This is a genomic window from Streptomyces sp. NBC_00443, assembly GCF_036014175.1.
Classification (GTDB): domain Bacteria; phylum Actinomycetota; class Actinomycetes; order Streptomycetales; family Streptomycetaceae; genus Streptomyces.
Genome location: NZ_CP107917.1, coordinates 5,171,436 through 5,183,835 on the forward strand (window position 1 = coordinate 5,171,436; position 12,400 = coordinate 5,183,835).

Annotated in this window: 10 protein-coding genes; 5 read left to right on the top strand and 5 right to left on the bottom strand. The window is 71.1% G+C overall.

Annotation, left to right across the window (positions count from 1 at the left end):
• Position 1 precedes the first annotated feature (1 nt).
• Positions 2-1,477: a serine/threonine-protein kinase gene (locus tag OHO27_RS23510; RefSeq protein ID WP_328426959.1), complete on the bottom strand. Its 1,476-nt coding sequence runs from the start codon at positions 1,475-1,477 to the stop codon at positions 2-4.
• A 240-nt stretch (positions 1,478-1,717) separates the two neighbouring features.
• On the bottom strand, positions 1,718-2,818 hold the full coding sequence (locus OHO27_RS23515) for a citrate synthase 2 (protein WP_328426960.1): 1,101 nt from the start codon (positions 2,816-2,818) through the stop codon (positions 1,718-1,720).
• A gap of 289 nt (positions 2,819-3,107) precedes the next feature.
• Between OHO27_RS23515 and pdxH the strand changes: the two genes are divergently transcribed.
• The 3 genes from pdxH (at position 3,108) to OHO27_RS23530 (ending at position 6,371) form a co-directional block, all read left to right on the top strand.
• Positions 3,108-3,776 carry a pyridoxamine 5'-phosphate oxidase gene (gene pdxH / locus OHO27_RS23520; RefSeq protein WP_328426961.1) on the top strand — a complete coding sequence of 223 codons (669 nt, stop codon included), beginning with the start codon at positions 3,108-3,110 and terminating at the stop codon, positions 3,774-3,776.
• Positions 3,777-4,391: 615 nt separating this feature from the next.
• The gene (locus OHO27_RS23525; RefSeq protein ID WP_328426962.1) at positions 4,392-4,802 is read left to right on the top strand and encodes a RidA family protein; all 411 of its coding nucleotides are present in this window, start codon (positions 4,392-4,394) and stop codon (positions 4,800-4,802) included.
• Between the two features lie 138 nt (positions 4,803-4,940).
• The gene (locus OHO27_RS23530; protein WP_328426963.1) at positions 4,941-6,371 is read left to right on the top strand and encodes a PAS domain-containing protein; all 1,431 of its coding nucleotides are present in this window, start codon (positions 4,941-4,943) and stop codon (positions 6,369-6,371) included.
• Between the two features lie 21 nt (positions 6,372-6,392).
• On the opposite strand, the gene OHO27_RS23535 is transcribed toward OHO27_RS23530, so the two are convergent.
• A complete protein-coding gene (locus OHO27_RS23535; protein ID WP_328426964.1) occupies positions 6,393-7,148 on the bottom strand; it encodes an SIS domain-containing protein in 756 nt (251 codons plus the stop codon).
• Positions 7,149-7,578: 430 nt separating this feature from the next.
• Here OHO27_RS23535 and OHO27_RS23540 point away from each other — a divergent pair, with 430 nt between their 5' ends.
• Together OHO27_RS23540 and OHO27_RS23545 are read left to right on the top strand one after the other, a co-directional pair.
• On the top strand, positions 7,579-8,271 hold the full coding sequence (locus OHO27_RS23540; protein WP_062703554.1) for a metal-dependent transcriptional regulator: 693 nt from the start codon (positions 7,579-7,581) through the stop codon (positions 8,269-8,271).
• Positions 8,272-8,956: 685 nt separating this feature from the next.
• Complete coding sequence (locus OHO27_RS23545) at positions 8,957-9,844, top strand: alpha/beta fold hydrolase (RefSeq protein WP_328430518.1); 888 nt, start codon at positions 8,957-8,959, stop codon at positions 9,842-9,844.
• A 178-nt stretch (positions 9,845-10,022) separates the two neighbouring features.
• Here OHO27_RS23545 and OHO27_RS23550 read toward each other — a convergent pair whose 3' ends face one another.
• Together OHO27_RS23550 and OHO27_RS23555 are read right to left on the bottom strand one after the other, a co-directional pair.
• Complete coding sequence (locus tag OHO27_RS23550) at positions 10,023-11,615, bottom strand: transporter (protein WP_328426965.1); 1,593 nt, start codon at positions 11,613-11,615, stop codon at positions 10,023-10,025.
• The gene (locus OHO27_RS23555) at positions 11,612-12,379 is read right to left on the bottom strand and encodes an ABC transporter ATP-binding protein (protein WP_328426966.1); all 768 of its coding nucleotides are present in this window, start codon (positions 12,377-12,379) and stop codon (positions 11,612-11,614) included. Before OHO27_RS23555 ends, OHO27_RS23550 begins: the two co-directional genes overlap by 4 nt.
• Positions 12,380-12,400 lie beyond the last annotated feature (21 nt).

Here is a 12,400-nt window from a genome sequence, read left to right on the forward strand (position 1 = left end):
GTCAGTCGTCGCCGCTCCCGTCGCGGTCGTCGTCGTCCTGCGGCACTTCGCGCTGCTGCTGTTCCAGCTCCTGCTGCTCGCGCCCGGCCTGCTCCAGCCGTTCCTGCTCCTGCCTGGCCTGCTCCCGCCGCTCCTGCTCCCGCTTCTCTTCCTCCTGCCTCGCCTCGTCCGACTCCTCCTGGACTTCGGCACCGGCTCTGCCCGTCTCCGCCGCCGGGATGGGGGAGGCGGTCGGGGACGGGACCGAGACCGGAGGGGATGCGGATGCGGATGCCGAGGCGGGCGGGCTCGGCGGGGCCTCGGAGTTCGTGCCCTCCGTCGCGGTGTTCTCGGGGGAGAACCACAGCATGCCGAGGAGCACCGCGGCCGCGAAGAGCACCGCCGCGGCGGCCGTGGCCGCCACCCGCGGCCGGCGCACGAGGAGCGCGAGAGACCCGGACCGCGCCGCGCTTGGTGCCCGGGAGCCGGACCGGGACCGGGACTGCGACCGGGACCGGGACTGCGACCGGCGTCCCGGTCTTCCGGTGGATGCCGGCCCTTGGGCGGAGGGCAGCATGTACGTGGTCGGACTGCTGGTGTCGCCCACCTGCGACCCGGCGGCCGACGCCGACACGACCGCAGGCCTCCGGGACGGGGATGTCGCGTCGGGCAGTGGCTCGGGGCGTCCCTGCCAGGCACCGTCGGCGAACCAGTCGGCGGCCTGCTGGGCGGCGGGCCGGTGCTCGGGGTCCTTGGCGAGCAGGCCGAGGAGGTAGCTCTCGAAGGCGGGCGGAAGCCCCGCGACGCCCAGTTCGCGGGGCGGTACGGGCACGGCGTCCAGGTGCTGGTGAAGGATCGCGACGGCGGTGTCGGCGTGGAACGGCGGGCGCCCGGTGAGCAGTTGGTAGAGCACACAGCCCAGCGCGTAGACGTCTGAGGCCGGGCCCGCCGGCTTCCCCAGCGCCCGCTCGGGGGCGAGATAGAGGCTCGTGCCCACGATCTGCCCGGTGGCGGTCAGCGCCGCGCCGGGGTCGTCGAGGAAGCGGGCGATCCCGAAGTCGCCGATCTTGAGGGTGCCGTCGGCGTCCAGGAGCAGATTGCCGGGCTTGATGTCCCGGTGGACGATGCCCTGCCGGTGCGCAGCGGCCAGCCCAGCGGCGGCCTGGGCGGCGATGCGCGCGACGCGTTCGGCGGGCAGCGCGCCGAACTGCGAGGCCACGCGCGCGAGGCTGTCGCCTTCGACGAGCTCCATCACCAGGAAGAGCCGGTTCTCGTGCTCGCCGAAGTCCCGGACGCCGACCACGTTCGGATGGGCGATCCGCGCCGCCGTCTGCGCCTCGAGGCGGAACCGGGACGTGGCGGTGGGATCGGAGTCCTGGGGCAGCAGGAGCTTGACGGCGACGGGCCGGCCGAGCGTCTCGTCGTAGGCCCGCCAGACCTCCCCCATCCCACCGCGCCCGATCGACTCGCTCAGCCGGTAACGGCCCGCTATCAGCACCTGTCCTCATCCTCATGCCGTGGGACGTCTCGATCGCCGCAGGCATGAACTCACCACGTGGGAACGGGTGATGGTGGAAGGCGCCGCAGCCGCCCCAGCATACTGGCGGAGTGGATCAGTCACGGTCCGTATGCCGAAGGCCGACGACACCGGCGGCCGAGCGGTGCCACGCGGAGCTGATCGGCTCCGCGCGACGACCGTTCGGGATCAGTGATCGGTGATCAGTGATCAGTGCAGGGATCAGTGCGCGATGTCGGCGTAGCCCTCGACCGCGCGCGGGTCGCGCGGGCCCGGGCCGATGTAGCGCGCGGAGGGACGCACGAGGCGGCCGGTGCGCTTCTGCTCCAGGATGTGCGCCGACCAGCCCGCCGTACGGGCGCAGGTGAACATGGACGTGAACATGTGCGCCGGGACCTCCGCGAAGTCCAGCATGATGGCGGCCCAGAACTCCACGTTCGTGGCCAGGACCCGGTCCGGGCGGCGATTGTGCAGCTCCTCCAGCGCCGCCTTCTCCAGCGCCTCGGCGACCTCGAAGCGCGGCGCACCCAGCTCCCGGGCGGTGCGGCGCAGCACCCGCGCGCGGGGGTCCTCGGCGCGGTAGACGCGGTGGCCGAAGCCCATCAGGCGTTCGCCCTTGTCGAGGGTCTGCTTCACGTACGCCTCGGCGTCGCCGGTGCGCTCGATCTCCTCGATCATGTGCAGGACCCGGGACGGGGCACCGCCGTGCAGTGGGCCGGACATGGCTCCCACGGCACCGGAGAGCGCCGCGGCCACGTCGGCGCCGGTCGACGCGATGACGCGGGCCGTGAAGGTGGACGCGTTCATGCCGTGCTCGGCGGCGGACGTCCAGTACGCGTCGACGGCGGCCACATGCTTGGGGTCGGGCTCGCCGCGCCAGCGGATCATGAAGCGCTCGACGACGGACTGCGCCTTGTCGATCTCGCGCTGCGGCACCATGGGCAGGCCCTGACCGCGCGCGGACTGGGCGACGTAGGACAGGGCCATGACGGCGGCCCGGGCCAGGTCCGCCCGGGCCTGCTCCTCACCGATGTCCAGGAGGGGCTTCAGCCCCCACACCGGGGCCAGCATGGCGAGCGCGGACTGGACGTCGACGCGGATGTCGCCGGAGTGCACCGGAATCGGGAACGGCTCGGCGGGCGGCAGACCAGGCCGGAAGGCACCGTCGACGAGCAGCCCCCACACGTTGCCGAACGAGACATGGCCGACCAGGTCCTCGATGTCGACGCCCCGGTACCGCAGAGCGCCGCCCTCCTTATCCGGTTCGGCGATCTCCGTCTCGAACGCGACGACTCCCTCGAGTCCGGGTACGAAGTCGGACATCAGGCGGCTCCTCGTGATGTGTGCGACGGATGGGGTTGTGGGTGGAACGACCATGTGTCTCTCGACAGAGATGGGCATACGCCCCGTTGGATCCACGGTCACGGGGACTCGCGGTCCGGGGTGTACCCCTGTGATGCCCCGTGCGGTCGGCGGTCATCCAACCACGACGACAACAGCACGATAGTCCCTGAGTGTCATCTTCGGGAGGGCTCTGCGGCACTCAGTGCCATGTGGGCCGAAGGGAGGCACCGCGCCGTACGACGTCCGTCCCATACGGCAGGATGACCGCGTGACCGACCGAGACGCCGCCCCCCTCGACCCCGCCGCGATGCGCAAGCAGTACCGGGCCGAGGGCCTCGCCGAGAACGACCTGGCCGCAACCCCGGTCGAGCAGTTCGCGCGCTGGTTCAAGCAGGCCGCGTCCGAGGCCCACCTCTTCGAGCCGAACGCGATGATCGTCTCCACCGCGGACGCCGAGGGGCGGCCCAGCTCGCGCACGGTGCTGCTGAAGCACTTCGACGAGCAGGGCTTCGTCTTCTACACCAACTACGACTCCCGCAAGGCCCGCGACCTCGCCGAGAACCCGTACCTCTCCCTGCTCTTCCCCTGGCATCCGATGGCCCGCCAGGTCATCGTCACGGGCGTGGCGCGGCGCACCGGGCGCGACGAGACGGCCGCGTACTTCCGCAGCCGCCCGCACGGCTCCCAGCTCGGCGCCTGGGCCAGCGCCCAGTCCTCCGTCATCGCCACCCGCGCCGACCTCGACGCCACGTACGCCGAACTGTCCGCGCGCTATCCCGAGGGCGATCAGGTGCCGGTGCCGCCGAACTGGGGCGGCTTCCGGGTGGCACCGCAGGCGGTGGAGTTCTGGCAGGGGCGGGAGAACCGGCTGCACGACCGGCTGCGGTACGTGGCGGAGCAGAACGGGAGCTGGCGGGTCGAGCGGCTCAGCCCGTGAGGCCGGCACGCGCAGGGAGCCCCTGAACGCAGACGACCCGCGAGCTCGGGTCCCTCCGCCTCGGCGGAGGAGCCGGCCGGACGTACCGGCGAGCTCGCGGGTCGGGTGACTGCTGGGATTGGGCCGGCTGCGTGTATCTCGCACACGCTGGTCCGGCGCCGCACTGGTGGGGCGACGGGCCGCTAGCCCGCAGCCACCTCGCGCGTCCGGGTTTCACTCATTTACCCGATCACCTCCTTTCCACGTAAGCCACACCCTAAGAACGGGTCGGCCCCCGATCAACCCATTTTCCGGGATGCTGACGGAGCCGACTCCGGCCGGGCGCTGTGGCCGTATCCGTCGCCGCGTTGCAGGAGCTCCAGATTCCAGTGAGAGACGTTGACCCTGCCCATCGGCGTCGTGAGGCTGTGCTGTCCCCTGGCTCGGACCGAGATGCGGCCGGTCTGCCATCGGGCCGCGTTCATGGCGGCGGCGTCGTGGAGCGGTGTCTTGACCTGCTGGAGCGAACTGGCGAGGTTTTCCGAACAATCAGTCGATCCAGCTGCTACGCGCCTGTGCGTGACGTGATCGGTTTCGTCATGGACGGATCAGCGTCGGCCACCTACCGTTCCGATCATGACGGGGCAATATGCGGGGCGGCAGGCGATTCTCAGCGGATCGGCCTTCGAGGAGCAGATCGGGTACGCCCGTGCCGTGGTCGACGGGGACTGGGTCCATGTGTCGGGGACGACCGGGTTCGACTACGCGACGATGACGATCTCCGAGGACGTGGTGGAGCAGGCCGAGCAGTGTCTGCGGAACGTGGGGGCCGCGCTGGAGGAGGCGGGGTGTTCGTTCGGTGATGTGCTGCGGGTGCGGTACCTGCTGCCCGAGCGGGCCGACTTCGAGCCGTGCTGGCCTGTGCTGCGGCGGTACTTCGGGGAGGTGCGGCCGGCGGCGACGATGATGGTGTGCGGGCTCGCGGATCCTCGTATGAAGTTCGAGATTGAGGTGTACGCGAGAAGGGGAAGCGGGGCTCATGTCTGATCTTCCGATTTCCGCCACACAACGATTCCTTCAATCTTGTGGGAACTCGGTGTGTGCTGCGTCACGTTCCAGTTAGATGATTGCGAGTGAGCGAACCGACGCGTCGTACGTGCGGACGCAGCTTGGCAGGGGGTCCAGGTGAGTGCTTCCCGGCGTAGTGGGACCACCGACGAGCTGGGACCGGACGAACCCGAGCGGGACGGTCCGGAGGGTTCGTCGGCGGGTTCCGAGGGTTCGGCAGGCGGGTCCGATCTGCTGGCCGCGCTGCTGGACGGGATGGACGCGGCCCTGTGCGCCTTCGACGCGGACGGGGTCGTCACCCATTGGAACCGTGAGGCGGAGCGGATCCTCGGGTGGAGTGCGGCCGAGGCCGTGGGGCGGCACGGGTTCGCCGGGTGGGCGGTGCGCGAGGCCGACGCCGAGGAGGTGGAGGGGCGGCTGATGTCCGCCATGCACGCTCCGGGGCGGCAGGTGCACGAGTTCGCCTTGCTGACCAAGGACGGCGGGCGGGTTCTCGTACGGACGCAGTCGGCGGCCGTGCGCGGGCCCGACGGGAAGCCCGCCGGGGTCTACTGCGCCTTCAGTGAGGTGCACACGCAGATCGATCTGGAGCGGTCGATCGCGCTGAGCGAGGCGTTGTTCGAGGACGCGTCGTGGGGCGTCGTGCTCGTCGACGCCGATCTGCGGCCCGCGGTGGTGAACGCTCACGCGGCTCGGGCGCTGGGTATCGGCCGTACGTCCGTGCTCGGGCGGCCCCTCGGGGAGCTGCTCGCCCAGGGCGTCGAGGAGCTGGAGAGCGCGCTCACGCATGTGCTGGCGGAGGGTGCTCCGCCCGCGCCGGCCGAGATCTGGGTGAGCGTCCGGACGCCGGAGGGCGAGCGGCGGCGGTGCTGGCGGTGCGGCTTCGTACGGCTGGCCTCTCCGCTCGCGGAGGAGCCGGTGCCGTTGGGAGTGGGCTGGCTCTTCCAGGACATGACCGAGGCCAAGCAGGCGGAACAGGAAGCCGCGCTGCTGAGGTTCCGGACCAACCAGCTGCACCGGGCCGCCCGGGCCGCCGCGGAGTGCGAGAACCCTGCGGACGCGGCGACCGTGCACCTGGACTTCGCGCTGGCCGGGTTCGCCGATCACGCGCTGATCGACCGGGTCGCGGGCGGGGCGGTGCCGGATGCGGAGGCCGCGGAGCCGGTACGACTCGTGCGGGTCGCCGTGACGCCCTCGGGCGCGCCGGGGCCGAGTCTGCTCGGTGGGGAGGCGGGCCTGCCGGTGCGGTACGCCGAGGGGCATCCGGCGTTGCAGTGCGTGGCGCGGGCCGGGTCGGTGCGGGCCGATGCGGGCCGGATGTCGACGGAGCGGGCGCGTGAGTGGGCCGTGGGGCGGCAGTGGCCTGCGGACTCGGTGCACGCGCTGTGCGCGGTGCTGCGGAGCCGGGGGCGGACGGTCGGGGTCGTGACGTTTTTGCGGGGCGCCGGGCGGAGTGCGTTCGAGCGCAGCGATGCGGTGTACGCGGAGGATGTGGCGGTGCGGATCGCTTCCGCTCTGGATCTGGCGGGGGTCGTGGGCCGCGGCTAGGTGGTGTGGGGCCGCGGGCCGCTACTGCCGGTAGAAGATCCGGTCGCCGTACTTCTCGAACACCTTGCCGTTCCAGTCGTGACCGCCGTCGACGTTGCCCGAGCGCAGGAGTGGGGGCTCGATGCCGCGGTCTGCCAGGGAGGCGGCTGCCGTGGCCATGACGGCCTGGAGGAGGGCCGTGGTGACGACCGTGGAGGCGGGGGCGAAGGGGGCCGGGATGGTGTCGAGCGTGAGTTCCGCGTCGCCGATCGCGATCTTCGAGTCGAGGACGATGTCGCAGTGGTCCTTGAGGTAGGTGCCGGAGACATGGCGGGAAGTCGTCTCCGAGGCGTACGCCACCGAGGTCACGCCGATGACCCTCGCGCCCAGGGCGCGGGCTTTCATGGCCATCTCCACGGGCAGGGCGTTGCGGCCGGAGAGGGAGATGATGACGAGCGCGTCGCCGTCCCGGAGGGGTGAGCTGTCCAGGACCGCGCTCGCCAGGCCGTCGACGCGTTCGAGGGCTGAGCCGAGGGTGGCGGGCATGACGTCCACGCCCACTACGCCGGGGACCGCGAGCAGGTTCATCAGCGCGAGGCCGCCTGCGCGGTAGACGATGTCCTGGGCGGCGAGGGAGGAATGACCGGCGCCGAAGGCGAAGAGGCGGCCGCCGGTGGCGACGGTGTCGGCGAGCAGGGTGCCGGCTGCCTCGATGCTCTCTGCCTCCTCGTCGCGGGCCCGCTGGAGCAGGGCGATGGCGGCGTCGAAGAACTGGTCGGCCGGCTTGCTGTCGCTCATGCGGGGCCCTCCGGGGGTGGGGCGGTCGGTGGGGTGAGGGTGTGTCGCGGATCACCGTGCGGTCTGGACCAGTGTGGTGTCAATACGGTGTGCCGCCGGCGGTTGTCTGCGGCGGCCCGTCGCTGTGCGGTGGGGGTTCGCGTGGTGCCTGCGGGTACGCCGAGGGGCATCCGGCGTTGCAGTGCGTGGCGCGGGCCGGGCCGATGCGGGCCGGACACCCCCGGCGCGTCCCCCTTGCCGCCGTACGCGGGTGCTGTGCCGCGGAGGCGCGTCTCCAGACCGGGTGCATACCCTCGTGTAACCCGCTGGTTCCAACGGCGCGGCACGGTTGTCAGTGGTATCCGGCAGAATTGAGTGCAGGGCCAGCGCACGCGCCTGGAGCTGTCTCGCTTCCGGCTGAGCTAATCGCAGAGCTAATCGAGGGGCACGTATGTCCGGACTGATCGACACCACGGAGATGTATCTCCGCACCATCCTCGAGCTGGAGGAGGAAGGTGTGGTCCCCATGCGCGCCCGTATCGCCGAGCGGCTGGACCAGAGCGGGCCGACCGTCAGTCAGACGGTGGCGCGGATGGAGCGTGACGGGCTGGTGTCCGTGGCGACCGACCGGCATCTGGAGCTGACGGACGAGGGGCGGCGGCTGGCCACCCGCGTCATGCGCAAGCACCGCCTCGCCGAGTGTCTGCTCGTCGACGTGATCGGGCTGGAGTGGGAGCAGGTGCACGCCGAGGCGTGTCGCTGGGAGCACGTGATGAGTGAGGCCGTGGAGCGGCGCGTGCTGGAGCTGCTGCGGCACCCGACCGAGTCGCCGTACGGCAACCCGATCCCCGGTCTGGAGGAGCTCGGCGAGAAGGACGGTGCCGATCCGTTCCTCGACGAGGGCATGGTCTCGCTGGCCGACCTCGACCCGGGCGTCGAGGGCAAGACGGTCGTCGTCCGGCGGATCGGTGAGCCGATCCAGACGGACGCGCAGCTGATGTACACGCTGCGTCGGGCAGGCGTGCAGCCCGGCTCGGTGGTGAGCGTGACCGAGTCGGCGGGTGGCGTGCTGGTGGGCAGCGGTGGCGAGGCGGCGGAGCTGGAGGCGGACGTCGCCTCCCATGTGTTCGTCGCCAAGCGCTGACGACAGGTCGTCTTCGCTTCTCGGGTGTGTAACTCCCGGTGCACGGGCGGGAGTTGTGGCGATTCTGGATCTCGCCGATTCCAAGATCCAGTGGGTCGAATCGCAGCGCTCCGGCGATTCGCGTGCGAGGCTGTCGCGTGAGGCATATGACCTGAGATCTCTGGGCCGTGACCGTCAGCGATGCGTCCGGCCGGGGAGGGGGCGCGACGATGTGCCGTGAGTGTGGAGAGGGCCCCGGCGCCACATGGCGCCGGGGCCTGTCCTCCCCTGTGCTGACCCGGAGCCCCGAGCTCCCAGGGTCATTCCCCTCGGACCGGTTTCCCCGAGCGGTCCGCCTCCCGCTGAAGATCTCCCCTCGACGCCGGCGATCAATCCTTGAGGGGGGTCACTCGAATGAGGGGTGTTGGCCGCGAGCGCCGTATTTTCGAATAGGGGTTCGATAGTCTGCGGTGACAGGTCAGGCGGAACGTGCGCTTCAGAAGTGTGCGCATAAGATCACGTCAGACACACAGGACATGCACATCGCGTCCGGGGGCATTCACGACGCGTGCGACGCAGGTGGCACGTGGTGCTCGGGCGAGCGGCGGCAGATACGGCAGGCACGACAGGTACGGCAAGCAGGACACGGTTCACAGGACCGGTCGGCTCGAGCGGTCCGAGCGGAGCTAGGGGGGTGCCAGGACCAATGGTGCGGCGCATCGACGTGACCGGCGCGGGCGGCGTACGTCTCGCGGCCTGGGAGTTCGGCGACCCTCCCAAGACCGACACCGCCAGGGACCATGAGCGCACGCCCGGTGTGCTGTTACTGCACGGCCTGATGGGCCGCGCCTCGCACTGGGTGTCCACCGCCCGCTGGCTCTCCGAGCGACACCGTGCCGTGGCGCTGGACCAGCGCGGCCACGGCCGGAGCGAGAAGCCCTCGCAGGCCTCCTTCACGCGCGAGGCGTACGTCGACGACGCCGAGGCTGCCCTGGAGCAGCTGGGCCTCGACCCCGTCGTCCTCATCGGCCACGCCATGGGCGCGCTCACCGCCTGGCAGCTCGCCGCCAGGCGTCCCGACCTGGTGCGGGCCGTGATCATCTGCGACATGCGGGCGTCCGCGCTCGGCTCGGCCTCGCAGCGGGAGTGGGCGGACTGGTTCAGGGCCTGGCCCATGCCCTTCGCCACGCTGGCCGATGTGCGCAAGTGGTTCGGTGAGGACGACCCCTGGGTCGAGCGGCCGAATCCCGCGCGGGGTGAGTTCTACGCCGAGGTGATGCACGAGTGCGAGGACGGGTGGCGGCCCGTTTTCGATCCGGACCAGATGCTCAGGTCCCGGGAGACGTGGGTGTTCGACGCGCACTGGGAGGAGCTTGCCCAGGTGCAGTGTCCGGCGCTGGTCGTGCGCGGGCTGGATGGTGAGCTGGGGCGGGCCGAGGCGCAGGAGATGGTGCGGGTGCTGCCTCGGGGGGAGTATGCGGAGGTGGCCGAAGCGGGTCACCTTGTGCATTACGACCAGCCCGAGGGGTGGCGCGCGGCGATCGAGCCGTTCTTGGATGCGGTGCGCTCCGCTGGTGACGCCGGGCGCCTGTGAGCTCGGTGCGTGCTGAGCGACGGCGGCTGCGGGTTGTTCGTGGCTTGTCGCGCCCACGCGGCGGAGCCGCATATCGATACAGCCCCGCGCCCCAAGGGGCGTTGCGGAGCCGCATGTCGAAAACGGCCCCGCGCCCCGAGAAGGCGGCGTTGCAGGCCCCCTGGGTCAGCAGGGCCCGCTATCCCTTGCTCACCGCCGTCAGGATCTCCGGCAGGCGGGCCGCTGTCCTCGGAGCCGCCAGCCGTAGGCCCAGCAGCGTGACCGCCGCCCCGTAAGCCGCTCCGCCCGGCAGCAGCAGCCAGGTCCAGTCGTCCCCGCCGTCGCTCACGTTGAGCCAGATCGTCACCGCGATCACGGGAGCGCACAGAAGGGCCGCCGCGATCATGCCGCCGAAGATCGAGATCCACGCGAGGCCCGTCTGGCCGGGGGCGACGTTCTTGTAGCCCTCCTGAGGGATGGAGTAAGGGAAGCGGGCCGAGGTCCAGGCGCCGGTCGCCAGCATGGCGCCGAGGAGGGCGAAGGACAGGCCGAGGACCTCGGGCAGCCTGCGCCAGTCGCCGAGGAGCGCTGTCGTCAGGACGGTGACGAGGACGGCGTACGGGAGGGTGATCAGCAGCAGGGCCAGGGCCCGGCCGCGCAGCTCGACGTAGGCGTCCCGGGGGGACGAGATCGTCATCGCGACCATCCAGAACGCGGACGTGTCCTGCCCGAACTGGTTGTACATCTGGATGCCGAGCATCCCTGCCGCGAAGCAGGCGAAGTAGATCGAGCCGGTGCCCTGCAGGGCGTTGAACAGCGGCACGATCAGGCCGATGGCGAGCGAGGTCACCCATGCCGCCTTGGTCTTCGGGTCGCGCCAGACGTAGCGCAGGCTGCGTTCCATGACGGTCCCGGTGCGGCCGGGCGGGAGGAGGCGGGTGAGGCCCGTCGAGTTCCGTTCGCGTACGGCGGACTCCGTGACCGCCTGGAGCGTGGAGCCGTCGGGGGACGTCATCAGCCGGGTCAGGTGACGTGACCATACGGCGATCAGCGCCACCAGCGCGCCTGCACTCAGGGCGAGTTGGAGGAGACCGGTCCCGTACTCCCCCTCGCTCACCGACTCCACCGCCCCGATCGCGGACGCCGGCGGCACCCACCGCAGCACATCCGCCGCCGGATCGAGCTGGGCGAGCCCCGACGAACCCAGGCGCTGCGCACCGAAGTTCACGACCTGTGCCCCGATCGCGACGACCAGTCCGCTCAGCACCGCCAGATCACGTCCCTTACGGCTGGTCAGCAGCCGGATGTTGGCGGCGGCGACGGCCCGCGCGAGCGCCACGCACACCAACAGGGCCAGCACGACGGCGATCACCGCGACGACGTACGCCGTTCCGCCCCGCGCGAGCGCGATCACCGAACCGGTGAACAGGCACAGGGTGAACAGGGGGCCGATGCCGACGAGGGAGGCCGCGAGCAGGGCTCGCACCAGGGGCTGGGGGCGCAGCGGCAGCATCACCAGCCGGGTCGGGTCGAGGGTCTCGTCGCCGCCGGGGAAGAACAGCGGCATCACGGCCCAGCCGAGCGCCAGGACGGCCACCAGAAGCACGACCACCGAGTCGGCGTGCGCTGTGCCGCGCAGCATGATCAGGCCGAGCAGTTGCAGCGCCGCGAAGATCAGGACCACGACGGCCGAGGCGATGTAGGCGGCCCGCCGGCCACCGGACTGGCGCAGGCCGTTCCGCAGCAGCGACAGCTTCAGCCGTACGACGACTCCGGTCACGTCGGCGCTCATCGGGCCCCGCCGAGCCAGTCGAGGTCGGACCCGGTGTCGCGGGCGTTCGCGCCGACGAGTTCGAGGAACGCCTGCTGCAGCGAGGCCGCGTCGCCGCGGACCTCGGCGAGGGGGCCGTGCGCCCGGATGCGCCCGGCGGCCATGACGGCGACCCAGTCACACAGTGACTCGACAAGCTCCATGACGTGGGAGGAGAAGACGACGGTCGCGCCGGAGGCGGTGTAGCGCTCCAGGACGCCCCGGATGGTCTGGGCGGAGACCGGGTCGACGCCCTCGAACGGCTCGTCCAGGAACAGCACTTCGGGATTGTGGAGCAGCGCCGCCGCGAGGCCGATCTTCTTGCGCATACCGGTCGAGTAGTCGACGACCAGCTTGTGCTGCGCCCCCGCCAGATCGAGCACGTCCAGCAGCTGGGTGACCCGCTTGTCGACCTCGGCGCCGGGGAGCCCGCGCAACCGCCCCGTGTACGCGAGCAACTCCCGCCCGGAGAGCCGCTCGAAGAGCCGAAGCCCTTCGGGCAGCACCCCGATCCGCGCCTTCACCTCGACCGGGTCCCGCCAAACGTCGTGCCCGACGACCTCGACGGACCCCTGATCGGGCCGGAGCAGGCCGGTCACCATGGAGAGGGTGGTGGTCTTCCCGGCCCCGTTGGGGCCCACGAGCCCGATGAACTTCCCTGCGGGCAACTCCAGATCAATCCCGGCAACGGCAACTTGCTGCCCGAACCGCTTCCAGAGCCCACGCACACTTACGGCCGACGTCATGGGTGCCAACCTAAAGGGGCG